The organism is Streptomyces sp. NPDC051018 (assembly GCF_044456085.1).
In the GTDB taxonomy this organism is placed as follows: Bacteria; Actinomycetota; Actinomycetes; order Streptomycetales; family Streptomycetaceae; genus Streptomyces.
The window spans coordinates 60,299-86,892 of record NZ_JBITFN010000016.1 but is presented as its reverse complement, the minus strand read 5'-3'; the positions used below and the strand labels follow the sequence as shown (position 1 = coordinate 86,892).

Genomic DNA, 26,594 nt, shown 5'->3' with positions numbered 1-26,594 from the left:
GTACGGTCTGCATCCTGCAGAACGAGGATTCACGGAAACAGGTAGTCATGGCCGGGAACAGCCAGCGCAGGAACCGCCGCACGTCCAACAAGAAGGGCGCGCAGGTCGGCAGCGGTGGCAAGCGGCGCCGCGGCCTGGAGGGCAAGGGCCCGACCCCGCCCGCGTCCGCCCGCAAGGGACACGTCAAGAACCGCGTCGCCAACGCCAAGGCCAAGCAGGCGGCCCGCCGGCCGGTCGCCCGGCGCGGCGGCAAGGGCACGTCCGAGATGGTCGTCGGCCGCAACCCCGTCTTCGAGGCGCTGCGGGACGGAGTGCCCGCCTCCACGCTCTACGTCCAGCAGTTCATCGACAACGACGAGCGGGTGCGCGAGGCGATCCGGCTCGCGACCGGCCGGGGCAATCTCCACATCATGGAGGCCCCGCGCCCCGAGCTGGACCGGATGACGAACTGGCTCAACCACCAGGGGCTCGTCCTCCAGGTCCCGCCGTACGAGTACGCGCACCCCGAGGACCTCGCCGCGGCCGCCTTCGACGAGGGCGAGGACCCGCTGATCGTGGCCCTCGACGGGGTCACCGACCCGCGCAATCTGGGAGCGGTCGTCCGGTCGGTCTCGGCCTTCGGCGGGCACGGTGTCGTGGTGCCCGAGCGCCGGGCCGCGGGTATGACCGCGGGCGCGTGGAAGACATCCGCCGGTACCGCCGCCCGTACGCCGGTGGCGCGCGCGACCAATCTCACCCGCGCCCTGGAGTCGTACCAGAAGGCCGGGCTGACGGTGGTGGGCCTGGCGGCCGACGGGGAGCACGAGGTCGGCGATCTCGACGCCCTCGGCGGTCCCGTCGTCATCGTGGTCGGCAGCGAGGGCAAGGGCCTGTCCCGGCTCGTCGGCGAGACCTGCGACTTCCTCGTCCGCATCCCGATGCCGGGGGGCGCGGAGTCACTGAACGCGGGCGTCGCGGCGGGAGTCGTCCTGTACGAGGCGTCCAAGCACCGCGACTGAACGCGGGGCCCCGCGGAGGCGGGGCGGGACCGGGTTCGACGCTCGGTGCGGCGGCCGTGTCCGGGGCGTCCGTCGGGCCGGGGTCTCCGGCCGGGTGGGGCGGCTCTGTCGGGGCGGCTGGGTCCGGCGTCGGCGGCCGCGTCCGCGTGGACCCGCGTCCGCGCGGACGGTCCGGTGGCGGTACGGGGAGAGAGGCGCGGGCGGAGAGGCTGCTCGCCCTCAGGGCCGATGGGCGCCGGTGGGTGCTCGGGCGCGCTCGGGTCACCTCGTGTCGAGGTGCCCCGGCGCGGGGTCGCCGGCGGCAGGGGAGTCCCACGAGACGCCTGAGCCGTAGCGCCGTCCCGGTGCGGCGGTCCGGCGGCGTACGGGCTCCCGGTCCGGCCGGTCGCCGGTGGCAGAGGGCTTGAGGAAGCGCGGGCCCCTGAGGTCGTCCCGGGGCGGTGGGCCGTACGTCCGATCCGGTAGTGGCCGGGAGGGCGGACCGGTGCGCCGTACGGCGGTCAACCGGACGGCGGTTCAAGCGCGGCACCCGAGGTTCACCGTAGGGCCCGGCGCGGCAGGCTTGCACCGGGCGAATCGACCCGTTCCGGGCCTCTCACCAGGGCTTGACGGGTCTCGGACAGATAGGGCGCGTCACGGCAGTGTCCAAACGCGATGTCACTCGGTTAGATGAGTGTGGACACCAGAACGCCCCGGCCCGGGTTCGATGATCAGCCCGCACTGAGCATGATCAAGGTGCACTGCGACCCCGCGCAGGTCATCGTGAACCACGCCAGCTTCCGGGTGCAGCTCGCCCAGAGCCCGCGCCCCGCACGAGCCCAGGCGGACACCGCCCGTATCCCCGCCGTCGCGGCGGCCGGTGCCGCCGGACGGGGGCCCGCCCCGGCCCGGCGGCGCGCCCCCGTCGTCTGGAGCGGCCGGTCCGCGCCCGGCGACGCCGGTGCGACCGGGCTCCTCCAGGCCGTGCGCAACAGCACCGCCACTGCCACCGTCGAGCGCGACACATACGGCGGCAGCGGCTACGACGGCTACGACACCGGCGGTACGACCCAGGTCATCCCGCGTGTCGACCTGTCCGACGACACCGAGCCCACCCACGCGGTCACCGCCCCGGCCTCCGGCGGCCACGACCGGCCGCTGCTGCCGCCGATGCGCCAGGCCGTCGGCGCGTACGACGACCATCCGTACGGGCCGGAGGCGTACGAGGACGAGCTGGAGGAGACCGTCACCACGGGCCGGCCGCACCGGCACGGCAACGACGCGGTCCGGCACGCGTACTACCCCGGCCGCCGGATGAACCTCGGTGTGGTGCTGCTGCCGCTGCGGGTGTTCCTCGGCTTCATCTCCATCTACGCGGGCATGGGCAAGCTCTGCGACCCCGTCTACTTCGACGGCGGCGAGCGCGGCTCCATGGTGAAGTGGCTCAACTCCCTCCACCCGTGGGCCCTCGCCGAGCCGCTGCGCGACTTCGCCCTCTCCCACCCCGTGGGCGCGGGTCTCACGGTCGCCTTCCTCCAGGTCGTGGTGGGCGTGCTGACGGTCCTCGGCCTCTGGCAGCGGGTCGCCGCGGTCATCGGCGCGCTGCTGTCGGCGGCGCTGATCCTCACCGTGAGCTGGCGGACGGTCCCGGCGTACGACGCGCCCGACATCATCTATCTGGCCGCCTGGTCCCCGCTGATCATCGCGGGCGCCCCCGTCTACTCCGTCGACGGCCGGCTCGCGAGCGAGGCGTGGCGCAAGCTCGGCCCGCGCTCCGAGCTGTGGCAGCTGCGGCAGCGGGTCCTGCGGCGCGGAGCCGTGGTCGCGACCGTCGTGGTCGGCCTGACGCTGCTCATCGGCTCGGTTCTCGGCGGGGCCGTACGCTCCACGGAGATGGTGACCGTGCCGGGCCCGAACCAGGACCCGACCAACCATCTGCCCGGCTCCTCGCTGCCGCAGGACCGGCCCACCGGCGGCCGTACGTCGGCCGGCCCGACCGGGGACACCGACAAGCCGTCGCCGTCCGCGAGCCGTTCCAGCGGCACCGAGAAGAAGCAGTCCCAGCCGTCGAAAGACACGGTCCGTGAGACCGGGCGGGTCGGCGAGGGCCCCCGCCAGACCCAGGGCGCCACCGGCCGTCAGTCGGCCCCCGGGCGCACCACCCCCGCCAACCCGCCGTCCAGCAGCTCCGGTCCCGCCTCCAACGGCGGCAGCGGCGGTGGCGGTGGCGGTGGCAATACGGGCAGCGGCGCCGGAAGCGGCGGCTCCGGAGGCGGCTCCTCCACGGGCGGCGGCGCCGAGAACAACGGCACCTCGGGCGGCCGTGTGATCGGCGGCCTCCTGGGCTGAACCCGGCTCCGCGCGCTCGCCGGAAGGGCGGCCACGGCCCGGGCCGCCGTCGTCGCCGTTCGGCCGGCCCGTACCGTCTCCGCCTCGCGGGTCGTCCTGCGGGGCGGAGTGCTGTGAGGGGTGGGTGGGCGCGGTGTGGGTGGGACGGGCGTTGTGCGTGAGGGGCAGGGGCGGTCGGGCAACGCGGCCCGCATGGCGAACCCGTCTCGGACGGAATCTCCCCGGCTCCATGACGACGTACGGCGCCACCGCCCCGCTCCCCGAACGACGGACGTCGGCCTCCCGGAACTCGACCGGTTCCGGGAGACCGGCGTCGGTGTCACGCACGGAGCCTACTCGCCCACAGCGTCCCTCGGGGTGCGACGGGCTCCTGCGGCCGCCTGCGTCCCACGGTCACGCGGCGGACCGTCGGGGCGCCGGTGTTCCGGTCAGCGGTGTTCCGGTCAGCGGCGTGCGGGCGGTGGGCTACCGTCCGTAGTACGCGTCGATGACGGACACCGTGTTCTTGTTGCCGTCCGTATCCCCGAACACGGCCCTGAAGGAGATCCCCTTGCCCTCGGCCGGGTTCGCGACCGTGAATCGGAGCTTCCGGACGGTCACCTTCCTCCAGGTCTCACCCCTGTCGTACGACACGCGGACCTCCAGCGACGAGAGCTTCCCGGGCAGTGCCGCCGGCCCCTGGAGCTCGACCGCGACGGACTGGCGGGCGCCCGCCGGAGCCGTGGAGGCGAGATCGACGGGGGTGAGGAATCGCGCGGCCGAGAGCGGGATCCGCTCCATCGCGGCGGTTTCCCCCGAGCGGAACGTCCAGCTCGCGTCGAGTCGGGAGGTGGCGGTCCCGGCGGACGGGTCGCGGGCGACGGACGTCTCCAGCGTGTACATCGCCTCACCCGGGGGCACCACGAACGCCGAGCCCTTGCTTCCGGACAGCGGATCGTCGTTCTCCCCGATCAGTGCCCCGTCCCGGTAGAGCCTGGTTCTGGCGGACTGGAGCCTCACCCAGCCCGGTTGTCCCTGACCGTCCGCCAGCAGCGGCACACGGCCCTGGAGGATGTTGCCTTCACGGAACACGCCGTGGTCGTCGCCGGTCAGGGGCGCGAGAACCCCGGCGTTGAAGGCTTCCCGGTAGGTCCGGCCCGCCTCATAGGACTTTCCGGACGCGAATCGGTGGCTCGTCTCGAAGATCCAGCCGCCGTCCGGCAGCTCTCTGATCTGTCCGAACTCCAGGGGCCACCAGGCCCCGTCGGCCGTCGACAGCCGCAGTGTGCGGGTCGTCGGTGTCTTCTCCAGCCGCATCGGTGACGTGGACCACCAACTGCCACGGGCGTATCCGCGTATCTGGAGCGATCCCGTCGTGCCCGGCGCGGAGGAACCCATCCCGACCTTCACCGTCGCGAGTTCCTTATCGCGGAAGTGCTTTGTGATGCCGGTGGCCAGGCGTTCCACCCGGTCGCCGAGCACGATCTTGTAGTCGGTGGATCCCCGCTGCCACATCGCTTCCCACGCGTTCGTCAGCGAACCGTCCGTGACGGGCGGACCGAGGTGTGCGGTGCGCAGTTCGCCCCGGCCCGGCACGGGAAGGCTCAGTCCGACCGAGTCGTCCCCCACCTCCACCCGGTAGCTCACGGCCGTGGAATGCGGAGCGGCCTTCGCGTCCGGCACCGTGAATCTGGCCGGCTCCGCGGTACGGGCGTCGACGGTCACCGTCGTGTTCCCGGTGATCTCCAGCCAGGGCTGGACGATCAGGTCGTAGCCGGCGTCGCGGACCTCGGGGAAGGGATCGTTGACGGCCTCCAGGACGTAGCGGCCCTCGGGTACCCGGAGAGTGACGGTTCCGGACGAGGCATCGGGCCTGAAGCCGGTGTCGGCGCCGGGGCCGGAGACGCCCTCCACCCGGGCCTCGTAGTTCTTGCCCACCTTGCCGTCCCGCCCGATGAAGTGGAGCGTCAGCTCATGGGTCTCGGCCCGGTTACCGGCTGTGCCCCGACGGGAAGCGGTGGCATCCGGGACGCCCCCGGGCCGGGACGCGGGCTCGGGGGCGGCGGTCCTGGACGCCGGCTCGGCGGTGCCCGGTGCTCCGCCGGTCAGCCCGGTGATGTCGAAGCGCCGCCGGTCGAGCCCGCCTGCCGCGAATTCCCTCGACACGTCCAGGGGCACCACGTAGGTGCGTCCGTCGGAGACCTGTGTGGCGAGGGGGATGTGCTCGCGCCCCTTGGCCTGCCGGTATCCGAGGGACTTCCCGTCCGCGCCGACGACCACCTGGTCCCCGGTGCCCAGGGTGAAGCTCCTGCCGGTTCCGGTGCCGGTGCCGGTGTCGGTGTCGGTTCCGGTGTCGGGGGCGATGGCCCGGGAGGGCGGTGTGCCCTGTGCCGATGCGGGTCCGGAGACGCCTCCCGCCGAACCCAGGGCCGTTAACAGAGCGACGGCGACCGCCGCTGCCCTTCTGCCGTTGATCGCTTGTCTGTACACGTCCGTACTCATTTCTGTGTGCGGGCTGTGAGTGTGCGGGGGCTCCTTTGTGCGCCTCCCCCCGGAACGAAGGTGCGGTGGGGGAGCGCCGCGTCGCCGCCATCGACCAGTGATAGCGCCAACAGCGCCCCGGTGAGGCCCACTTGGGGGCACGTGGCGGATCCCTTGTGCGCGGTGGAGCCTCCCCCGATTCCCCCGATTTCCCCCGATTCCCCTGATTCCCCTGATTCCCCTGGGTGGGACGCCGACCCGGTCCTGTCGCCGGGAACAGGACGGGTCGGCGATCACCCCGGCATCGGGCCGTTCATGCCTCTGGCGGATCCCATCGCCGACGGGCTGCACGTGGGACGGGCGAGGGTGACGGGGCGGGCGAGGGCGGCAGGACGGGTGAGAGCGGCGGGACGGGCGCTGTTGGCCGCGCCCGGGTCAGGTGGCCGGGGGCGCGGCCTGTCGCCGCCGCCGTCCGCCGGTGAGCGCGGGCGGGCGTGCGGAGGGCGTGCGGATGGCGTTTCAGCCGGTTCCGGAGGCGAGTTCCTTGGCGGCCTCGGTGAGGTCCTTCGCGGTGTCGATCGCGCGCCAGTAGGCCCCCTGCGGCAGCGGATAGCCCGCCAGACGGCGCTCACGGGCGAGACCGGGGAAGGTGGTGCGCTCATGGTCGCCCCGGTCCGGCAGCAGCTCGCTGAAGGCCGCGGAGAACACGTACACACCGGCGTTGATGAGATACGGCGAGGGCGGCGACTCGATGAAGTCGGTGATGTGCCCGAACGCGTCCGTCTCCACGGCTCCCCAGGGAATCCGGGGGCGGGCGAGCGCGAGGGTCGCCGCGGCGTCGCGCTCGGTGTGGAAAGCGGCCATCTCACGCAGCGAGAACCGGGTCCAGATGTCGCCGTTGGTGGCGTACCAGGGCCGGTCCGGGTGGGGAAGGCGGGCGGCGGCGTACTTGAGCCCGCCACCGCGGCCGAGGGGTTCGGTTTCGACGACCGTCGTGACCCGCAGGGGCAGTTCGGCGGTTTCCAGCCACTTCTGCAGGACCTCGGCGAGATGGCCGCAGGAGACGACGACGTCGGTCACGCCCTCGGCGGCCAGCCAGGAAAGCTGATGGCCGATGATCGGGGTCCCGGTTCCCGGGATCTCGACCATCGGCTTGGGGCGGTCGTCGGTGTACGGGCGCAGCCGCGAACCCTGGCCACCGGCCAGGACGACGGCCTGCGTCGGATGCATGGGCGTTTGCATGCCCTGCACCATATGCGGCGCGGGGCTGTCGGGGGGCGCGAGGCCGTCGGGGGGCGCGGGCCCCCGGGCCCCGGGTCAGCTCCCCTGGGCCTGCTGGGCGACCCCGGAGGCGAAGGAGGTGTCGCAGACGGGCTTGGAGTACGTCTGGGCGCGGGTGGGCCCGAGACGCTCGACGGCGGCACGCCCGAGGGCGCGGGCGATGGACATGCAGTGCCTGGCGAGCGAAGGCCGTGCCTCCACCTCGCGCTGGAGATGGGTGAGTACGGTCCCCGGGTCCTTCTGCTGGAGTTCGGCGAGGAGGCGGTCGCGGAGGACGTCCTGCGGGGCGCGCGAGGTGGCGCGTACGGAGACGTTCTGGGAGGAGGCGGTGAGCATCTGCGACTCCGTCGACTGCCCGGCCCACGGGACGCTGGTGACCGCGAGGGTTCCGGAGAGCACCAGGACAACGGGCAGGACGAGAGCGAGAGTGCGGCCGATTCGGCGTGCTGAGTGGGTCACGCGAGCGAGCGTAGCGGTCGGTAATGATTTGGAGACATTCAGTCACCCTGGCGGGGGACATTCCTCACGGCCTTTTCGATTTCCGTGTTGACGGAAGCCCGAAAATCCCCGGTGCGTTCGGTTATTTGTCGACATCGCGGTCGTCGCGGCGGTCATTGCGGTCGTCGTGCCAGGTGCCAGGTGCCAGGTGCCAGGTGCCAGGTGCCAGGTGCCGGGCGCGGAGTGCGGGGAACGGGCGATGGCGTGGGCGCCGGTGCCCGGCAGCCGGCGCTTCGTACCCGGCACAGAGCGAAGTGGCCCCGCCGGGAGGGCGGGACCACTTCGGTGTCGTACGCGGTTCCGGTGCCGCCGGTGGCGTCAGTCGGTGAGGCGCTCGCCGGTCGAGGTCGAGAACACGTGGGTCTCGCCCGGCCGCGGCACGACGTGCAGCTCGGCGCCCTTCTCCGGCACGGACCGGCCGCCGACCCGGACGACCAGGTCCTTCGCCTCGCCGCCGACCTGGGCCGTGCCGTACACGAAGCCGTCGGAGCCCAGCTCCTCGACGACGTTCACGGAGATGGCGAGACCGGCGGGCGCGTCCTGGGCGTCCTTGGTGAGGGAGGTGGCCGCGCCGCCGTTGTGCTCGACCACGTCGAAGTGCTCGGGGCGGACGCCGACGGTGACGGTCCTGTCGCCCCGGTCGGCGGCGGCGGTCAGGGCCTCACGGGAGACCGGGACGACGCTGTTGCCGAACTTCACACCGCCGTCGGTGATCGGGACCTCGACGAGGTTCATCGCGGGGGACCCGATGAAGCCGGCGACGAAGAGGTTCGCGGGGTTGTCGTACATGTTGCGCGGGGTGTCGACCTGCTGGAGCAGCCCGTCCTTGAGCACGGCCACCCGGTCGCCCATGGTGAGGGCCTCGGTCTGGTCGTGGGTGACGTACACCGTGGTGATGCCGAGGCGGCGCTGGAGCGAGGCGATCTGCGTACGGGTGGAGACACGCAGCTTGGCATCGAGGTTCGACAGCGGCTCGTCCATGAGGAACACCTGCGGCTCCCGCACGATGGCCCGCCCCATCGCCACTCGCTGCCGCTGACCGCCGGAGAGCGCCTTGGGCTTGCGCCCCAGGTACTCGGTGAGGTCGAGGATCTTCGCGGCTTCCTCGACCTTGGTGCGGATCTCGCTCTTGTTGACCCCGGCGATCTTGAGCGCGAAGCCCATGTTGTCGGCGACGGTCATGTGCGGGTAGAGCGCGTAGTTCTGGAACACCATGGCGATGTCCCGGTCCTTCGGCGGCAGATGCGTGACGTCGCGGTCCCCGATCCGGATGGCTCCGCCGTTGACGTCCTCCAGCCCCGCGAGCATCCGCAGCGAGGTGGACTTCCCGCAGCCGGACGGCCCCACGAGTACGAGGAACTCGCCGTCCTCGATCGCGATCTCCAGCTTGTCCACCGCGGGCTTGGTGGCGCCCGGGTAGATGCGCGACGCCTTGTCGAACGTGACTGTGGCCATGGTGCTGTGTCCCTCCACCGGCAGGAACGTGCCGGACGATCCGAGTAAAGGATTGGTGTAGTCCATGTATGGACTCCAGGTGACGCTACCTGGCGAGTTCTGTTCTGTCAGCATCAGGAGGGAACGAATATTCCGTGCGGGGCGGGGGCGGGCGGTTGGTTACACTGCTACGGCTGCCTCCTTAGCTCAGCTGGCCAGAGCAACGCACTTGTAATGCGTAGGTCGTCGGTTCGAATCCGACAGGGGGCTCGGTAGTGACCCAGGTCGGACACCTTCTGACCTGGGTCTTTCGTTGTCCTGGGCATTCTGTGGTGCTGTGCGTCCCGTTCCGGGCCGCTGAGACCCTGCACCGGGCGGCGTAAGACCAGCTCATTCAGGGTGTCGAGCCCTCCGAACTCACCAAGACCGAGATCTACCCCCAGATCTGGGAATCGCCTACCTCACTGGAGTGGCCGGCGACCTGTTCACTCCCCTGACAGAGTTCTTCCGGGGCGCCGCATCCACCGGTCACGCCATGCTGATCCGGATCGACTGATCCACCAGGGGCGCCGGAGGGTTAACGACTGGCTGAAGGCGGTCCGTCGGCCCTGGCCTGACAGTGGTGCTGCCGCGGAGCCGATGGCCAGGGCTGCTCCGAGGGCTGTCGGCCCGTGCCGGGATCAGGAGATCAGTGATCTTGGGGCTGGCTTCGGCCCGCTTCCCGGGACGGGCGCCTCCTTTCCCGGGAAGATCCCTCCTCGGGAAGCCGGGTGTCTCGGTCCTCTCTGCGGGGAAGTGTGGTTGCCGTGCGGCTGTACGGACTGCCGTGCTTGGGCGTTACGCCAGCTGCTGCCAGTGGGCGAGCTGGCGGCGGGTGGCGAGGGTGTCGGGGTGGTGGGGGCCGAGGACGCGTGTCTGCTCGGGGAGGAGCGCGGTGTATTCGGCGACGGCTGCGGCCGGGTCCCCGGCTTGGCCCTGCCAGTGGGCGAGGCTGTGGCGGGTGAGGAGGGTGTCGGGGTGGTCGGGGCCCAGGACGCGTGTCGCGTCGGGGAGGAGTTCGGCGAATCCGGCGACGGCTGCGGCCGGGTCCCCGGCTTGGCCCTGCCAGCGGGCGAGCTGGTGGCGGGTGGCGAGGGTGTGGGGGTGGTCGGGTCCGAGGACGCGGATCTGGTGGGGGAGGAGTTCGGCGAGGCCGGTGACGGCTGCGGCCGGGTCCCCGGCTTGGCCCTGCCAGTGGGCGAGGCTGTGGCGGTTGGTGAGGGTGTGGGGGTGGTGGGGGCCGAGGACGCGGATCTGGTGGGGGAGGAGTTCGGCGAATCCGATGGCGGCTGCGGCCGGGTCCCCTGCTTCGCCTTGCCAGTGGGCGAGGCTGTGGCGGTTGGTGAGGGTGTGGGGGTGGTCGGGGCCGAGGGCGCGGATCTGCTCGGAGAGGAGTGCGGCGTATTCGATGACGGCTGCGGCGGGGTCCGTGGCTTTCCCGGGCTGGTTGTCACGGTTGCCGGGGGTGTCTTCGGCGGGGGCGCCGGGTTGGGTGGACGGCTTCGTTCTGCCGGGCGGCGGGGGAGCGGTGGCCGGGCGGGGCGTGGCCGCGGGTCCGGTATCAGGCCCGGGTGCGGTGTCGGGTTCAGGCGTGGTGCCGTTCCCGGGTGCGGGGTTGTTTGGGTTGTTCGCGGGGTCGGGGGCGGTTCGTCGGGATGGTCTGCGTTCCGGGGCTGGTTGGGTGGCCGCGGTGTGCCGGTCGGCTGTGGCGGGGCGTGGGCTGTTTCCGGTGTCGTTCAGGGTGGTGAGGAGGAGGGTGCGGGTGGCGTCTGCGGTGGGCGGTCGGTGGTCGGGGTTCTTGGCGAGGAGGGTGAGGACGAGGTCGCCGAGCGCGGCCGGTATCCCCTCGCGGTGGGTGCCGGGCGGTTCGGGGGTCTGCTGGGCGTGGGCGTACATCAGCGCCCAGGGTTCCAGGCCGTGGAAGGGCTGACGTCCGGTCAGCAGCTCGTAGAGCACGCACCCGAGGGCGTAGAGGTCGGCGGCGGGCCCGCCCTGGCCCCGGAGGCGTTCGGGCGCCATGTAGGCGGGGGTTCCCACCACCCGGCTGGCGGTGGTGACGGTGGCGAGATAGCGGGCGATCCCGAAGTCCAGCACCTTGACCCGGCCCTGCGGCGTCAGGAGCAGGTTCTCCGGCTTCAGATCCCGGTGCACGATCCCCGCCGCATGCGCGACCGCGAGCGCCTCCGCGGTCTGCACGGCCCAGCCCACCGCCTGCGCCACCGCCGGCGGACCGTCCTGCCGCAGCACCACCCCCAGATCCCGCCCCGCAACAAGCTCCATCACCAGATACAGCTCACCGCCCTCACCGTCACGCCCCATGTCGTGCACGGTCACGATCCCCGGATGACTCAGCGCCCCGGCGATCCGGGCCTCACGGAAGAACAGCCCCACGGCCACATCCTCCGGAATCCCTCCCGCAGCACGGTGCAGCAGCTTCACCGCCACCCGCCGGTGAATGACGGTGTCGAAAGCGGCCCACACCTGGCCCATCCCGCCCCGCCCCAGCAACTCCCGCAACTCATACCGCCCCGCCAGCACCCGCAACGCCATACCCGACCCCCACCCACGCGAGTTCCCCGGACAACCCCGGCCCCGCAGCCGCCGACGCACACCCTGCCCGACCCCCACAGCCCCCGTCCAGACAGCCCCCCGGCCCCGGCAGGCTGCCCCGGAGCACAGCCGGTACGCGGCCCGTCCCCGTGGCCGGGTGCGCTCCGCAGCGCAGGGCTCCATCGTCACCGGCTGTCCGTGTCACGGCCGTTCAGAGGGAGGGACTCTTCCGGCTCCGGCGCGGTTCCCGGCGTCCGCCGTACCGCCGACGGCCGGACGCACGAGTGGTCCTCGCGCAGACCAAGGTGGCGAAGGGGGCTGGCATTCGCCACGGCGTTCGTCCCCGGCGTCCGCTACTGCCGGAACATGGCCATCCAGCCCGTCGGGTAGGTGAGATCCGACGCGGCGGCGAGCATGTCTGTCTTCACCTGTTCGGAAGCCTGCGCTCTGAGCCAGGGGCCGACGGTGTTGACGAGGAAGGCGGCGGCCATGGGGCGGGCGTGGCCTGCGCCGAATTCGTCGAGGATGTCCGCGATCCGCTCTGTCATGGAACGGACCGAGGCGACCTGGGAGGCGCCGATTCGGGTGGTGGCCTTGCCCGGGGTTACCGGCTCGTCCGCGGCCCGTGCGCTCGCCTGGAACGCGGGGACCGAGAGTGCGGCAGAGAACAGAGTCGCGGCCAGAACGCCGCGACGTGAGGGATCCATGTCCGCCTTTCCCAGGTCGATCAGCTCCTCCACAGTGTCGACCTGCGGGGATCCGTCGGCGGAAGGCGCCCGTTGCAGGCCGGCTTCCCTGTGAGTGACCGGCCGGCCGAGCCGGGCGGGCAGGGCTTCGAGAATCAGGGGCCTGACCTGCGGCTTCGGCGGCGTACCGGCGATCCAGTGCGAGACGGCCGTCCGGTCGTACGTCAGGGTCAACCCCGCTTGCGGACCGAGCCGATTGACCTGCTGCGCCAGTTGCGTCCGCGTCCATCGCGCCTGCTCAAGCAGCCTGTCGAGCGCAGGGTTGGGTGTGCGTTGCCGGTCACCTACGAGCAGACCGTCAACCAATACGAGCAGGCCGTCAAGACCATCACACCCGTCAAGCCTGCCGGGTGATCCACGGGAGAAGGCAGCGCGCGGTGTCCGGGCGCACGAGACACACCCGGACACCGCCCTTGCGCCCGCGGTGCGGCCCCACGGCCTCCCGTGCGGGACCGGGGCCCCGCGGCCCCACGGTCTCCCGTGCGGGAGCGGTGCCCCGGGGAGTCTGCGCCGGCGGCCCGCGGAAGCCCGCGGGCCGCCTTCTCGGACGGTACGCGGGAACGCCGATGTCGCCGGTGATCACCGTCCGGACCAACCCCACCTCGCGGACGCCGGCTTCTGCCGCCGTACGCATGGGCGGGGTGCCCGCGCACGCATCGGATCCGGTCGGACTCAGCGGTGGAGCAGGTTCTGCCAGTTCTCCGGGACGCGGCCGGCCGGTCCGGGAGACGGCTGGTCCGCCGGATGGTCGCCGGGAGCGGCGAGGGCGGGGCCCGACTCGTACAGGTCGTTTCTGTTGTAGTCCCAGAACCACGCCTCGCCCGGCTCGAAGCTCTGCACGAGCGGGTGCCCGGTGGACTTCCAGTGGTCGGTGGCGTGCTGGCCGGGCGACGAGTCGCAGCAGCCGATGTGGCCGCACTGGGCGCAGCGCCGCAGATGGAACCACCAGCCGCCCCGCGCGTCGCACTCGACGCAGCCGGTGCCGCTCGGCGGGACGCTCGGGTCGATTCCTTCGATGTCGTTCATATGGGCTCCTCAGCCGTTGTGGTGCCGGTCTTCGGCTCGGGTTCGGGGGTGGTGAGCGGCAGCAGTACCTGGAACCGGGTGTCGCCCGGGACGGACTCGACCTGGAGGCTTCCGTGGTGCTTGTTGACGACGATCCGCCAGGAGATGTCGAGCCCGAGCCCGGTGCCTTCGCCCACCGGTTTGGTGGTGAAGAAGGGGTCGAAGATACGGCCCCGGATCTCCGCGGGGACACCGGGGCCGGTGTCGCGGAACTCGACGAGCAGCCGGTCGCCCTCCCTGGCCGTCCGGACCGTCAGGGTCCCGTCCCCGCCGTCGGTGCCGATCGCCGCCACCGCGTTGTCGATGAGGTTGGTCCACACCTGGTTCAGCTCCGCCGGATAGGCGGGTACCTCCGGCAGGGAGGCGTCGTACTCCTTGACCACGCGCACGCCGGGGCCGATCTTCCCCGCCAGCATCAGCAGGGTGCTGTCGAGGAGTTCATGGACGTCCACGTCGCGGTGCGGAGCGCGGTCGAGCTGCGCGTACTGCTTCGCCGCGTCCACCAGATGGGAGATGCGGCCTGTGGAGTCGTGGATCTCGTTCATCAGCAGCTCTGTCTCGACGGTGTGGTTGAGCCAGCCGACAGCCCCCGGGAGGAGGTCCTCGGCCACCGCCGCCGCGACCTGCTCCAGCCAGTCCGTGCCCAGTCCGGCCTGGACGAATGTGGGCGCGATCCGCCAGCCCTCCGGGACGCCGTGGTCGTCGAGCCAGTCGGCCAGTTCGTCCTCCCGGTCGGATGCCTCCAGCGCGGTCAGCACCGGCGCCCTGGCGACGCGTTCGGCTGTCCGTTCCTGGATCTCGATCAGAGCGGTCAGGGCTTCGCACGAGTAGGCGTCGTGGGCGATGACCGCGAGCTCGTGCCGCATCTTGCCGACCCGCTCGCGCAGGGTCGCCGTGGCGCGCACGGCGGCGGCGGCCGGGTTGTTCAGCTCATGGGTGAGTCCGGCGGACAACGAACCCAGCGCGAGCAGGCGTTCACGCTGGCCGACGGTCCGCTGGGCGTTCTTGGAGCCGAAGAACAGCCCCTCCAGGAGGTGCACAGCCATCGGGAACCACTCCCCCATGACGGCCGCGAACGACTCCGCGGGCAGGATGAAGAACCGGGTCGGCTCGGTCACCCGCAACGCGTTGTTGTACCTCTGCGGCACCTGGTCGCCCAGATACGCCTGCATCGCCCCCGCGTACACTCCCCGCTGCGAGGTGCGGCTGAGTTCCACGTCGTCGCCGCCGACCCGCCGGGACAGCACGACGGTCCCCTCGATCATCACGTAGAAGCAGGTGGCCGGATCGCCCTCGGCGTACACCGGGCCGGGCTCGAACCGCTCCACCCGCCCCTCGGCGCACAACCGGCCGAGCTGGTCGGGGGAGAGCTTCTCGAACAGGAACAGCGAGCCGATCTCGTACGGGTCGCAGGGCAGGTCCCGGGTGCTCATGACTGCTCCAGATAGCGGTGGACGAGCATCACGGCCATGGCTCCCTCTCCGACGGCGGACGCCACGCGCTTCGCGGACTGCGAGCGCGCGTCACCCGCCACGAACACGCCCGGCACATTGGTCTCCAAGTGATAGGGCGGCCGGTCGAGTTCCCATTCACCCGGCGGCCGCCCGTCCGGCGTCAGATCGGGGCCTGTCAGGATGAACCCGTGCTCGTCGCGGAGCACCGTCCCCTCAAGCCACTCGGTCAGCGGGGCCGCGCCGATGAAGACGAACATCCACTGGGCATCGACCGTCTCGCTCCTGCCGGACGCGGTGTCCCGCAGGGTCAGCCGCTCCAGGTGCTCCTCGCCGTGTACCGCCTCCACGACGGTCCGGGGCAGTACGGTGATGTTCGGCGCCTCCTCGATCTGCTGGATCAGGTAGTACGACATCGACGCCGCCAGCGACTCCCCGCGCACCAGCAGTGTCACCGACTTCGCTCCCCGCGCCAGGAACACCGCCGCCTGCCCGGCCGAGTTCGCCCCGCCGACGACGTACACGTCCTGCCCCTCGCAGGATGCCGCTTCGGTGAGGGGGGAGCCGTAGTACACGCCCCGCCCGGTCAGCTCCTCGCACCCCGGCGCGGGGAGCTGGCGGTAGGACACACCGGTGGCGAGGATGACGCTGTGCGCGGCGACCTCGGAACCGTCGGAGAACCGTACGACGCGTGCTGCGCCGCTCGCGTCGAGACCGGTGACTTCGCGCGCGGTGAGGATCTCCGCACCGAAGCGGCTCGCCTGGCGGCGGGCGCGATCCGTGAGTTGTGCGCCCGAGACGCCGTCGGGGAAACCGAGGTAGTTCTCGATCCGGGAGCTCTGCCCGGCCTGTCCACCGGTCGCCGACCGTTCGACGAGCACGGTCCGCAGCCCCTCGGACGCCCCGTAGACGGCGGCGCCGAGCCCGGCCGGGCCGCCGCCTATGACGACGAGGTCGTAGAACTCGGCGGTCGGCGTCGTCGCGAGCCCCACATAGGCGGCCAGCTCGGGCGCCTCCGGCTCGACCAGTGCCGTGCCGTCCGGGGCGAGCACCAGGGGCAGCCGGCGCCCGTCGGCCCCGGCTGCCTCCAGAAGCCGCCGCCCCTCGGGCTCGTCGGAGGCGTACCAGCGGTACGGCACCTGGTTGCGGGCCAGGAACTCCCGTACCCGGGAGGAGTGCGCCGACCAGCGGTGTCCGACCATCTTGGTGGCCGGGACCGGCCGGTAGTCACTGGAGCGCCAGGCGTTGAGCAGGTCGTCGAGGACCGGGTAGAGCTTCTCCTCCGGCGGATCCCACGGTTTGAGCAGGTAGTGGTCGAGGTCGACGACGTTGATCGCGTCGATGGCCGCGTTGGTGTCGGCGTATGCCGTCAGCAGCACACGGCGCGCTCCCGGATAGACGCCGATCGCCTGCTCCAGGAACTCGATGCCGTTCATCTGCGGCATGCGGTAGTCGGCGAGGACCACCGCCACCAGATCGCCCCGCAGCTTCAGCTCCCGCAGCGCCTCAAGGCCGGACTCGCCGGATTCCGCGCGCACGATCCGGTATCTGCCGCCGTAGCGACGCCGCAGGTCACGGGCGATGGCACGGGAGACTCCCGGGTCGTCGTCCACCGTCAGGATGACGGTACGAGCTGCGTCGGTGGCCTGCGCCATGCTTCTCCGCCCTGAGTGCTCCGGACAGCCGGCACGGCGAGGTGCCCGCCGGCTCAGCTCCATCCTAAGTTCGAACGCCGGGAACCGCCCCGACGCACAGGCGCGGGCACGCTGAGCTTGTCCTTTACGGTCCGGCACGGAAATCGTCTCGGACTTGACCGGCATTCTCGCAGTTCAGCGGATCCGAAGGCGGCCTTCATCCGATCCCTGCTCCGTCACGGAGGCAGGAAAAGCGCGAAGGCCGTGGTCATGAGTTCGGTGCATCAGCGCGTCCCGCGGGATGCGTTCGCGGAAGTGTCACACTTCCGATCGGAGCCGTACGCCTGCATGACCGCGCGGAGCGACGCGTGGTTCGCGTTGTGCGACGCGCTGTTGTGCATGGACGCGCAGCCACCGGCTGCGCACGGTCGGCAGCCGGACCAAGGTGTGCGGGAAAGTATCCGGTCGGCCCGGAACAGGTGGTTGGGAGCAGCGGGAGAGGGTCGTCGCGGAGTACGTCCAGGGGTATGCGGCCTGACGTAGGAACCGGCACGCAGGGCTGGGGAGTGACCAGCCGCTGCCGTCGGCCGCACGACGGCCAAGGAGCAGGTCAACACCCTGCTGAGGCGTGTCTTCGCCGCCCGCGACGACGACTGGTGGCACAAGCGCCTCACGGAAATCGACGCGCCCCGGGCACCGGTCCTCACCCGCGCGACCGACCTCCTGACCGACCCCCACACCCTGGCCCGGGACCTCTTCAACACACAGACAGGGGCCACCCCCAGGCCCGCTTCCCCGTCGTCTTCGGCGTCGTCTTCCCCGTCGTCTTCGGCGCCGGCCACGAGATCTTCCGCCGCCCGGCTCCCGCCCTCGGCGAGCACACTCAAGCCTTCGTGGACGGATTTCTCGGCGTAGGCCGGCATCGGCACCACCGATGTCAGTGAGGAGACGACTTTCTGAGGTGTCTGGCCCGATTCCGCGCCAACACCGCACGTTCCGGTGCCCGCCGACTGCCGTCCTCGCCATGTCGCCGCACCCGGCCGTCATGTCCTCCTGCCCCGGCCTGCCGCCGACCGACCCCGAGGGTCCCGGCACCCGCGACTCCGAGGCGCCGAGGGTCCTGTGGCGCCCGGACCACGACGCACGAGCCGATCTCTTCCCCCGCGTCATGAGCCCCGACCTCGCCCATCTCGTCCTCCCGGGCCGGCCCTGGAGTCAGGATTCGGCCTTCCTGCGGGCCCGGTAGGCGGCCACATTGGCTTTGTTGCCGCACATCTCGTAGGAGTGCCACCGCTGGGTGCGGCTGCGCGTGGCGTCGTAAAAGGCGTGGTGGCACGACGGGTTGTCGCAGATGCGGATACGCGACCACTTGTCGGCCGCCATGAGGACGGCCACCGCGCGAGTGATGCCGCCGACGGCCGGGTCACCCCCCACCTGCCGCAGCCCCACCTCCCCCGGATCCGAGAAGACCTGGCGCAGGGGGATCGTGGACGCGTACGCGTCGAGTTCGGCCAGGCGGGCGTCCGCTTCCGATGCGCTCTGCGGCCAGACCATCCCGAGGAGGGCTGTGCGCAGCCCGCGGAGCGCTTCCACGCGTTCCGCCACGGGCGTCGTCGGCGCTGTCGGGGCCGTTGCCTCCGGCGGGCCGAAGGAGCTCAGGAGGGCTCCGGCCGTCTCCGGGTTGTCGAGCTGGTCGGGAAACATGCCTCCCGCCCCGTGCGGCCGGGAGTTGAGCAGATTCACGATCATCGCGGCCTCCGGGGGAACCCGGGGTTCGAGCCGTGTCCGTTCGTCTGTGGCCATGCCCCGCACCGTAGCACATGGTCTAACTCCTGAAGACTTTTACATATGGTGGCGGCGCATGCTACAAAGTAAGCGTCAAGATGGAAAAGGCCATTACGAGGGCTGCTCGCGAGGTGCGAGGCGGCGGTTCCGGGCTGTACTGGAGGGGGCGCCGGGAGCGCCTTCGACGCGTACGGCCTCGCGGAGTACGACCTGGCGCCGCCCCTCAAGACCCGGCCGCCCTCAAGACCTGAGAGGACACGGCAATGAGCGAGATCACGACCCGGTTCCGCACGATCGACGGACTGTCCGTCCGGTACGCCGAGAGCGGGGCGCCCCGCGAGCGCGAGGCCCTGCTGCTGAGCCCGTGGCCGGAGAGTCTCTACAGTTACGACGCCGGCTGGGCGCGGCTGGCCGGGCACGCGCACCTGACCGCCGTGGACCTGCCCGGTTTCGGGCACTCCGAACTCCGCGAGGATCTGATGTCCCCGGCCGCGATGGGCGAATTCATCGTGAAGATCGCCGACGCCTTCGGCCTGGAGAAGCCCCATGTCGTGGGCCCGGACGTCGGCACCGCGGCCTCCCTGTTCGCCGCCGCCCGGCACCCGGACAGGTTCCGGAGCCTGGTCGTGGGCACCGGCGGGACCTCGGTTCCGCTGGCCCTGGGCAGCCCTCTGCGGGAGTGGGTGCTCGACGAGGACCTCGCCCCCTACCTGGCGTACCCGCCCAAGGCCGCCGTGACGGCCGCACTGGAGACCATTGAGGGCTACGAGTTGCCGGACGTGGTCCGCGAGGACTACCTGGCCTCCTATGTCGGCCGGCGCTTCGTCGACCAGATGGCCTATGTCCGCGCCTACCCCACCGACCTGCCGGTGCTCGCCGAACTGCTGCCGGAGATCCGGACGCCGGTCCAGATCGCCACCGCCCGCCACGACGCGGTGGTTCCGCCGGAGAACGCGGAGTTCCTGCACGAGCGCCTGCCGAACAGCAAGCTCGACTTCATCGACGCCGGTCACTTCGTCTGGGAGGAAGCCCCGGTCGAGTACGCCGAGGTCGTCACCGACTGGTGGAAGGCCAACTGAGGCCCCTCCCGGAGCCACCCGGGAGCAAGGTCCCGCGGGCAGCCGATGCTCCGGTGTTCCGCCTGGTGGCCGCGTCGGCGTCGGTGCGCGATCGGGAGCGCCTCCCCATTGCGGGGATTCGGGCGCCCTGTTCGCCGCCGTGCGTCCCGAAGCTTCACAGGCGACGCCCGTTGCAGGGATCCGTACTCCAGAGAGGGGTGAAGCGGTGCGGGTTGCGCCTCTTGGGGTGAGGCGGGTTCTGCGGGACGTGCCCAGGCGGTACGGACCCCTGGGCCGTGAAGCAATCGAACTCTTGGGGTCTCCCGGGCGTCACGGCGTCACGAAGGCACGGCGTCACGAAGGCACGGCGTCACGAAGGCACGGCGTCACGAAGGCACGGAGGCGGCAAGCGGACTCCGGAGAAGAGAACCGTCTCTCCGCCAGGAAGAGCCCGAAAACGTACGGATGTGGCCCGCACGGCCCGAGCGTATCGTGGGCCGGGTGCATCCGGACCGCGCCCGAGGGGCGTGATCGTAGGAACGCGTGCCCCCACCGACTTCGCCGTGCAGGGGTGCGCCCGGACGAGTGGAGAACCAGCGATGGGTACAGTCACCACCGACGACGGCACGACGATCTTCTACAAGGACTGGGGCCCCCGTGACGGGGAGCCGATCGTCTTCCACCACGGATGGCCACTGAGCGCCGACGACTGGGACAACCAGATGTTGTTCTTCCTGGCGCAGGGCTATCGGGTCATCGCGCACGACCGCCGTGGCCACGGGCGCTCCACCCAGACCGCGACCGGCCACGACATGGACACCTACGCCGCGGACGTCACGGCCCTCACCGACGCCCTCGATCTGCGCGGCGCCGTCCACATCGGCCACTCCACCGGCGGCGGCGAGGTCACCCGCTATGTCGCCCGTGCCAGGCCCGGCCGCGTCTCCAAGGCGGTGCTCGTGGGAGCCGTACCGCCGCTGATGCTGAAGACCGAGGCCAACCCGGGCGGCCTGCCGATCGAGGTCTTCGACGGATTCCGCGAGGGTGTCGCCGGCAACCGGGCACAGTTCTTCATCGACGTCCCCTCCGGACCGTTCTACGGCTTCAACCGCCCGGGCACGAAGGTGTCGCAGGGCCTGATCGACAACTGGTGGCGCCAGGGAATGACGGGCGCGGCCAACGCCCACTACGAATGCATCAAGGCGTTCTCCGAGACCGACTTCACCGAGGACCTCCGCCAGATCGAGGTGCCCGTCCTCGTCGCACACGGAACGGACGACCAGGTCGTCCCGTACGACGACTCGGCGCCCCTGACGGTCAAGCTCCTCAAGAACGGCACGCTCAAGTCCTACGAGGGTTACCCGCACGGGATGCTGTCGACCCACCCGGAGGTCCTCAACCCGGACATCCTCGCGTTCATCCGTTCCTGATCCCCGTCCGTGCGCGGAGCGTCGGACGGTAGGCGTCCGGAGGCACGCGCGGGGTGCGTTTGATGTTGGCGGCGCGGCGTCGTGGCGGTACCCATTCCGGTGGCCGCCGCGATGGCGTCGACACCGTCGTCGGTGTTCTCCGGCAACTGCTGGACCGGTCTGCGGATTTGTCGGTGTGCCTTATGTCCGCCGTGGACGTTGCGGGCGTTGTCCCGACGTCGGGGCGACACTCGATTTGATGGGGTGTCAGGCACATGGGGGTGTTGGCCGGGCGGTCCATGGCAGCAAGGGACGGCTCTTCTGCGGAAGGGGGCTCCTGCGGCGGCCCGTGCAGCCTGCCTCGGCGAGAGTGAGCGCGTACCCGGGGGCGGCTCCTCGCGATCGCCCCTGTGGGCGCGCTGGGTGTACCGGAACCTCCGGCGGGTGGATCGGATCGCGGCCTGCGGCTGATGCCGCAGACGTGTTCACCGTCCTTCCGGACAGGGTCCGGGCCGGACGGACCGGTCGCCCGGTGCGGGGACGTCAGGCCGATGGGACCCGTCGTGCCCCCCTCGGACCCGTGCGTCGCATGCTCCACCGCGCGAGCGGCAGCAGGGCCTGGATCAGCGCATGGCCGTCCGGCGTCAGTGCATAGCGGGTCTGCACGGGGGTGGTGGGGATGACGGTGCGTTCGATGAGGCCTGCCGCGTCGAGTTCCTTCAAGCGTTGGGAGAGCAGCCGGTCGGAGATGCCCTCGATCAGGGCGCGGTACTCGCCGAAGCGCCGGGCTCCCTGGGCGGCGGCCTGAAGTACCGAGCCCGTCCAGCGGCGCCCGATCAGCTCCAGGGTGCCCTCGAAGCTGGGGCAGGTGTCGTCATGAATGGATTTCACTTATAGAAGATTAGTGCCTTACTCTTCGTTTTGCCATGGAGGTGGCCCAGGGCACCGTGGACACATGACCGATGACAAGCGCTCGCTCTCGTTCGGAGTGAGCCTCGACCCTTCCTCCGCGGTCTGGCCGGGGACCCGGCTCCTCGCCCGCAGAGCGGATGACTCGGGCCTCGACTACATCGCCGTGCAGGACCACCCCTATCAGCCCGGCCATCTGGACGCCTGGACCCTGATCTCGCATCTGTCCGCGGCCACCGAACGCGTCTCCTTCCTCACCGATGTCGCCGATCTTCAGCTGCGGCCGCCGGTGATGCTCGCCAAGGCCGCCGCGTCGCTGGGCGTGCTGACCGACGGACGGATCCAGCTCGGCGTCGGCGGGGGCGGCATCCCTGACGCCATCGCCTCGATGGGCGGACCGGCACGGCGCGGCCAGGACATGGTGGCGTACGCCGAGGAGTCCCTGGGGCTGCTGCGCGCGGCCCTGTCCGGAGGCGCAGTACAACTGCACAGCCCCTACCACTCCGTCGACGGCTACCGCGCCGGACCGGTACCCCCGAAGCCCGTCGAGCTCTGGCTCGGCGCCCAGAAGCCCAGGATGCTCGCCCTCACCGGCCGGGTCGCCGACGGCTGGATCTCCCCGCTGAACATCTACGTCCCGCCGAAGGAGGTGCCGTCCCGGCAGCGGATCATCGACGAGGCGGCTGTGGACGCCGGGCGCGACCCGAGGTCGCTGCGGCGCGTCTACAACGTGATTGGTGTGATCGGTGGTCGCGGGGACGGGCCCGGCCTCGTGGGTGATGTGCGGCAGTGGGTGGACACCCTCACCGAGTGGACGGTGGAGCTGGGCTTCGACACCTTCGTCTTCTGGCCCGTCACCGCCCCCGAGCGGCAGCTGGCACTGTTCGCCGGTGAGGTCGCGCCCGCGGTCCGCGAGCGCGTCGACACCCTGCGGGGCGGGCGGTGAACGCCGCACTCGGCACGCTGCCGGCCGAACTGACGGGCAAGGTCGTCGGGCCCGACGACCGGCGCTACCGGCTGCTGCGCTCCACCTACACCACCGTGGGCCGTCCGGCCGCCGTCGTCCTGCCCGAGTCCGCGGGCGACGTCGCGGCGGCGTTGCGGCTCGCGCGGGAGAGGGGGCTCCGGCTCGCCGTGCGCAGCGGCGGGCACGGACTGTCCGGCAGCGGGACCAACGACGGCGGGCTCGTCATCGACCTGAGCGCGCTCCACCGCATCGACGTCCTCGACCGCGCTTCCCGTCTGGTCCGTGTCGAGTCGGGTGCCCGCTGGGCCCGGGTCGCTGAGGCGCTCACCCCGCACGGACTCGCCATCAGCTCGGGTGACCACGGCAACGTCGGCGTCGGCGGCATCGCCACGGGCGGCGGCGTCGGCTGGCTGGTCCGGCAGTACGGACTCACCGTCGACCATATCCGGGCCGTGGAGGTCGTCCTGCCCGACGGAACACTCGTACGCGCCGACGCCGAGGACGAGCCCGACCTGCTGTGGGTGATGCGCGGAGCCGGCCGGGGCGCGGGAATCGCGGTGGCCTTCGAGATAGAGGCCATGGAACTGCGGGACGTCGGCCACGCGCACCTGGTCGTCGAGGTGGACCCGGCAGGGGAGACGCTGCGGCGCTGGGCCGAGGTCATGGAGCGGTCTCCGCGTGAGCTGTCGACGGCGGTGACGCTGTCCTCGCAAGGCACCACCGCGGTCGCGTTCGTCACCGCGGTCGTGGCCTCGGACAGTCCCTCCGTCATCCGGGACACCCTCGAACCGCTGCTCGGCATCGGTGACGTGATGGTCCAGCAGGCCCACATCACCCCTTACACCGAACTGGTTCCCGTACGCCATCTGCACCCCAACACCGGACAGATGCGATCCAGCACCACCAACGGACTGTTCACCGGCATGACCCCGGACACCGCCAGCGCCCTGACCACGGCGACAGCCGCTTCCGATCCGGTCCTGATCCAGTTGCGTTCCCTCGGCGGCGCGAGCCACGATCCCGCCTCCTCGGCCACGGCATTCGCACATCGCCACCAGAACACCCTCGTCATCGCCTCGGCGTTTGCACCGGACGGCCGCGCGACGCTGGACGCCGCCTGGGCCCCGCTCGCCCGGCACACCGAAGGGGCCTACGTGAACTTCGAGAGCGCCCCCGACGAAGCCTCCTTCGCCCGCGCCTACCCCGGAGCGACCGGCACGCGCGTCACCCACCTGTGGAACCACTACGACCCCGACGGCGTCCTGCGCCCTCAGCCGGCGGCCTGACCGCCGTGCCCCCGTCCTCGCCTCCTCTTCGCATCACCCCGCCACCACGACTCCCGTGCGCTGTTCGTCGTGCCCGGCCGGGTCGACCCGGCGAGGCGGTCCAGGGCCGCGAGCGCGGGGCCGGGTGTTCCCGGCCCGGCGGCCGCCTCGATGCACTCGACGATTGAACAGCTCGGGATCCCCTCTCCGGTTCGAGACAGTCCCGAGTGGAGGTGTCCGACGCCTCCGACGCCTCTGCGTACCGTCCGAGACTGTCGCAGAGCACGGCTTGGCGCGTGGCCGACATCGTCCCGGGATCCCACAGACCCATGGCGGTCACCCACACGAGCCATGGCCAGCGCAGCCCGTCCCCCGGGAGAGCGAGGCCCCACGGGGCACGCAGGGCCATCACCGTCTCTGCGGGACACCGTCTCCAACCGGGGCAGTCAATGTCACGCCCCATGCCTACGGATACGGATACGGGACCGTGCGTCAACTGCCCGACCTCCCCTGCGTGCGGGCCGGAAAGGGGGAACTCGACGGGGCGGTGAGCCACTCGGACTCGGAAGCGGGGGCGGGCAGGCCGCCGAGGCGCGATTGGCTCTCGACCCGTGTGGGCGTCCCGTCGAGACTGGACATCCGACGCCGTCCTTGAAGGAGTTGTGATGCAGGTAGCCGTGGTCACCTTCGACGGATTCAACGAGCTGGACAGCTTTATCGCGTCCGCACTGATCAACCGGTGCCGCAAGGACGGCCTGGAAGCCTTCATCACGACACCGACGCCCGTGGTCACATCGATGAACGGCGTCCGGGTGACCGGGCAGCGCCCGATGGGGTTCGTGTCCGAGGCGGACGTCGTCCTGATCGGCAGCGGGGTGAAGACCCGCGACGTGGTCGCCGAGGGCCGGCTGCTCTCCATGCTGCCGCTCGACCCGTCTCGCCAGTTGATCGGTTCGCAGTGCTCCGGCGCACTGGTGCTGGCGCACCTCGGGCTGCTGGACGGCATGCCCGCCTGTACGGACATGACGAGCCGGCCGTTCGTCGAGGCCCGCGGTGTCACCGTGCTGGACGCGCCGTTCCACGCCCGGGGAAACGTCGCCACCGCCGGGGGCTGTCTGGCGTCCCAGTACCTCGCCACCTGGGTGATCACGCGCACGCTGGGCGAGGAGGCCGCGCGCGGCGTCCTCGACTACGTGGCTCCGGTCGGCGAGCAGCAGGAGACCGTCGAGCGCGGCGTGCATGCCGTACGGACGGGCGCGCTCGCGCCACGCTGACGGCGGCGGCGCCTCCGTCCGCCGCCGGGGCCGCGAGGCGGCGAGGACTGCCGGGCCACGACGGTCACGCTGGAGGCGGGGGGTCCTCCGCCGGGTGCGCAGGGTCCCGTTCGAGGTGCCGGAGGGCCCCGGAGACCCGGGCCGTGGCGCCGGGCCGCGCGGCGATACGCCCTTCCGGGCGGGGCTCCGCGGGTGTCCGCCAGGGTGTACCGGAACACCGTCCCGTGCTCGGGGCGGTCGGCCGCCCCCGGGGCCGTGGACGGGGTTCGGCCGGCCCGCCCTCATGCGCGGTGGGCCGTGGGTTTCCCTGTGACCGATGAGGCTCACCGGGCTCGTCCTCCGGAACTCGGTCACATGACTGTGCCGCCCCTGTGCGCTGGAAGAGCGGTTGCTTGACCGATGTGGTGTCGGCGTCTCCCCGCGACACTCGGCTTGAGGCGAATCCGCTGCCGCACTCACCGAGGGAGACCCACGTGTCCGGAAACCCGAACGAACTCACGGTCGAGAACTCGGCCGTCGTCCTCATCGACCACCAGCCCGCCGTCGCGCTCATGACCGGCCCTCCTCGCAGGCCGAACTGATCAACAACGTCGCCGCGTTGGCGCGTACGGCCAAGGCCCTTGGCGTACCGACCGTCCTCACGACGGTCGGGGCGACCGGCAGCATCCTCGCCGACCCGATCTTCAAGGAGATCAGCGAGGTGTTCCCGGACAATGAGCCGATCGACCGGGTGTCCACAAACGCCTGGTCCCACGCCGGCGTACGGGCCGCGGTCGAAGCCACCGGCCGCCGCAGGCTGGTGATGGCGGGACTGTCCACCGAGGTCTGCCTCGCGCAGACCGTCCTCAGCGCGCTCAAGGACGGGTACGAGGTGTACTTCGTGAGCGACTGTTCGGCGGGTGTCTCACGGGAGGGGCACGAGGACGGGAAGACGCGGATGACGCTGGCCGGGGCCAGGCCGATCACCTGGGCCGCCGTGTTGAGCGAGTGGTCGCCGGACTACACATCGGCGGAGCGGATGGCGGTCACCGAGATCCTGTCACGGCACGGCGGCGCGTCAGGTCTGCTCACCGACTACGTGTTGGCGCAGGTCTCCACCGGAGTGGTGGAGAAGCCCGAGTTCCTTTCGTGAACGCGGACCTCCGCCCCGGCCGGTGACGCGTACCGGTGAGCAGGGTGCCGACGCCGTGCGCGCCGGCGAGGGCGCGGGAGTCGGCCGCGGGGGTGAGGGCGGTCCGGCAGTCGCCGCCTGCGCCCGGATAATCCACGGGTTTCGCGGCCCCCTCCGGTGAGCGGGATGCGCTCGTACGAGAGGGGACGGGTGGGTGATTTCGGGTCTCGTTGGCTCCTACGGAGGTGAGACCCCGGGGCCCCTCTCACATTGAAACGTCACCTTTCAGACAGATTTGGTCAATCTGTGTAGACGGTGCGGATGCGGAAGCG

At 71.3% G+C, this 26,594-nt stretch carries 19 protein-coding genes, 1 tRNA gene and 2 pseudogenes; 11 read left to right on the top strand and 11 right to left on the bottom strand.

Features of this window, described 5'->3' with window-relative positions:
- Positions 1 to 47: 47 nt before the first annotated feature.
- Entirely contained in the window at positions 48 to 998 is a 951-nt protein-coding gene (gene rlmB / locus ACIBCM_RS25315) for a 23S rRNA (guanosine(2251)-2'-O)-methyltransferase RlmB (protein ID WP_399246887.1), read from the top strand.
- Between the two features lie 669 nt (positions 999 to 1,667).
- The gene (locus ACIBCM_RS25310; protein ID WP_399246885.1) at positions 1,668 to 3,326 is read left to right on the top strand and encodes a DoxX family membrane protein; all 1,659 of its coding nucleotides are present in this window, start codon (positions 1,668 to 1,670) and stop codon (positions 3,324 to 3,326) included.
- 465 nt (positions 3,327 to 3,791) lie between these two features.
- Here ACIBCM_RS25310 and ACIBCM_RS25305 read toward each other — a convergent pair whose 3' ends face one another.
- The 4 genes from ACIBCM_RS25305 to ACIBCM_RS25290 form a co-directional block, all read right to left on the bottom strand.
- The gene (locus ACIBCM_RS25305) at positions 3,792 to 5,795 is read right to left on the bottom strand and encodes a 1,4-dihydropyridine esterase (RefSeq protein WP_399246883.1); all 2,004 of its coding nucleotides are present in this window, start codon (positions 5,793 to 5,795) and stop codon (positions 3,792 to 3,794) included.
- 510 nt (positions 5,796 to 6,305) lie between these two features.
- Positions 6,306 to 7,028, bottom strand: a complete 723-nt coding sequence (locus tag ACIBCM_RS25300; protein ID WP_399246881.1) for an NDP-sugar synthase — start codon at positions 7,026 to 7,028, stop codon at positions 6,306 to 6,308.
- A 75-nt stretch (positions 7,029 to 7,103) separates the two neighbouring features.
- Positions 7,104 to 7,526, bottom strand: coding sequence for a hypothetical protein (locus tag ACIBCM_RS25295; protein WP_399246879.1), 423 nt, complete (start codon positions 7,524 to 7,526; stop codon positions 7,104 to 7,106).
- Between the two features lie 357 nt (positions 7,527 to 7,883).
- Complete coding sequence (locus ACIBCM_RS25290) at positions 7,884 to 9,020, bottom strand: ABC transporter ATP-binding protein (protein ID WP_399246877.1); 1,137 nt, start codon at positions 9,018 to 9,020, stop codon at positions 7,884 to 7,886.
- A 175-nt stretch (positions 9,021 to 9,195) separates the two neighbouring features.
- On the opposite strand from ACIBCM_RS25290, the gene ACIBCM_RS25285 reads away from it, so the two are divergent.
- Positions 9,196 to 9,269, top strand: a tRNA-Thr gene (locus ACIBCM_RS25285).
- A gap of 567 nt (positions 9,270 to 9,836) precedes the next feature.
- On the opposite strand, the gene ACIBCM_RS25280 is transcribed toward ACIBCM_RS25285, so the two are convergent.
- The 5 genes and pseudogenes from ACIBCM_RS25280 to ACIBCM_RS25260 all read right to left on the bottom strand — a co-directional run bounded on the left by ACIBCM_RS25280 (position 9,837) and on the right by ACIBCM_RS25260 (position 16,505).
- Positions 9,837 to 11,588 carry a protein kinase gene (locus ACIBCM_RS25280; RefSeq protein ID WP_399246875.1) on the bottom strand — a complete coding sequence of 584 codons (1,752 nt, stop codon included), beginning with the start codon at positions 11,586 to 11,588 and terminating at the stop codon, positions 9,837 to 9,839.
- A 356-nt stretch (positions 11,589 to 11,944) separates the two neighbouring features.
- Positions 11,945 to 12,628: pseudogene (locus ACIBCM_RS25275) on the bottom strand (hypothetical protein); the annotation flags it as partial.
- A gap of 378 nt (positions 12,629 to 13,006) precedes the next feature.
- Positions 13,007 to 13,360, bottom strand: coding sequence for a UBP-type zinc finger domain-containing protein (locus ACIBCM_RS25270; RefSeq protein ID WP_399246872.1), 354 nt, complete (start codon positions 13,358 to 13,360; stop codon positions 13,007 to 13,009).
- Positions 13,357 to 14,832 (bottom strand): ATP-binding protein, encoded by a 1,476-nt coding sequence (locus ACIBCM_RS25265; RefSeq protein ID WP_399246870.1) that lies wholly within the window; start codon positions 14,830 to 14,832, stop codon positions 13,357 to 13,359. Before ACIBCM_RS25265 ends, ACIBCM_RS25270 begins: the two co-directional genes overlap by 4 nt.
- Positions 14,829 to 16,505, bottom strand: a complete 1,677-nt coding sequence (locus ACIBCM_RS25260; protein ID WP_399246868.1) for an FAD-dependent oxidoreductase — start codon at positions 16,503 to 16,505, stop codon at positions 14,829 to 14,831. Before ACIBCM_RS25260 ends, ACIBCM_RS25265 begins: the two co-directional genes overlap by 4 nt.
- A gap of 576 nt (positions 16,506 to 17,081) precedes the next feature.
- Here ACIBCM_RS25260 and ACIBCM_RS25255 point away from each other — a divergent pair.
- A pseudogene (locus ACIBCM_RS25255) lies at positions 17,082 to 17,399 on the top strand (hypothetical protein); the annotation flags it as partial.
- Between the two features lie 109 nt (positions 17,400 to 17,508).
- Positions 17,509 to 17,730, top strand: a complete 222-nt coding sequence (locus tag ACIBCM_RS25250) for a hypothetical protein (RefSeq protein ID WP_399246866.1) — start codon at positions 17,509 to 17,511, stop codon at positions 17,728 to 17,730.
- Here ACIBCM_RS25250 and ACIBCM_RS25245 read toward each other — a convergent pair.
- Positions 17,700 to 18,287 carry a CGNR zinc finger domain-containing protein gene (locus ACIBCM_RS25245; protein WP_399246864.1) on the bottom strand — a complete coding sequence of 196 codons (588 nt, stop codon included), beginning with the start codon at positions 18,285 to 18,287 and terminating at the stop codon, positions 17,700 to 17,702. The genes ACIBCM_RS25250 and ACIBCM_RS25245 overlap by 31 nt on opposite strands.
- A gap of 245 nt (positions 18,288 to 18,532) precedes the next feature.
- On the opposite strand from ACIBCM_RS25245, the gene ACIBCM_RS25240 reads away from it, so the two are divergent.
- Complete coding sequence (locus tag ACIBCM_RS25240; protein WP_399246862.1) at positions 18,533 to 19,348, top strand: alpha/beta fold hydrolase; 816 nt, start codon at positions 18,533 to 18,535, stop codon at positions 19,346 to 19,348.
- Between the two features lie 578 nt (positions 19,349 to 19,926).
- Entirely contained in the window at positions 19,927 to 20,757 is an 831-nt protein-coding gene (locus ACIBCM_RS25235; RefSeq protein ID WP_399246860.1) for an alpha/beta fold hydrolase, read from the top strand.
- 522 nt (positions 20,758 to 21,279) lie between these two features.
- On the opposite strand, the gene ACIBCM_RS25230 is transcribed toward ACIBCM_RS25235, so the two are convergent.
- Entirely contained in the window at positions 21,280 to 21,627 is a 348-nt protein-coding gene (locus ACIBCM_RS25230) for a winged helix-turn-helix transcriptional regulator (RefSeq protein ID WP_399246858.1), read from the bottom strand.
- Between the two features lie 64 nt (positions 21,628 to 21,691).
- Here ACIBCM_RS25230 and ACIBCM_RS25225 point away from each other — a divergent pair, with 64 nt between their 5' ends.
- The 4 genes from ACIBCM_RS25225 to ACIBCM_RS25210 all read left to right on the top strand — a co-directional run bounded on the left by ACIBCM_RS25225 (position 21,692) and on the right by ACIBCM_RS25210 (position 26,283).
- Positions 21,692 to 22,591: an LLM class flavin-dependent oxidoreductase gene (locus tag ACIBCM_RS25225; protein WP_399246856.1), complete on the top strand. Its 900-nt coding sequence runs from the start codon at positions 21,692 to 21,694 to the stop codon at positions 22,589 to 22,591.
- Positions 22,588 to 23,898, top strand: coding sequence for an FAD-binding oxidoreductase (locus ACIBCM_RS25220; RefSeq protein ID WP_399246855.1), 1,311 nt, complete (start codon positions 22,588 to 22,590; stop codon positions 23,896 to 23,898). Before ACIBCM_RS25225 ends, ACIBCM_RS25220 begins: the two co-directional genes overlap by 4 nt.
- 644 nt (positions 23,899 to 24,542) lie before the next feature.
- Positions 24,543 to 25,151, top strand: coding sequence for a DJ-1/PfpI family protein (locus ACIBCM_RS25215; RefSeq protein WP_399246854.1), 609 nt, complete (start codon positions 24,543 to 24,545; stop codon positions 25,149 to 25,151).
- A 598-nt stretch (positions 25,152 to 25,749) separates the two neighbouring features.
- The gene (locus ACIBCM_RS25210) at positions 25,750 to 26,283 is read left to right on the top strand and encodes an isochorismatase family protein (protein WP_399246852.1); all 534 of its coding nucleotides are present in this window, start codon (positions 25,750 to 25,752) and stop codon (positions 26,281 to 26,283) included.
- The last annotated feature ends 311 nt before the right edge of the window (positions 26,284 to 26,594 follow it).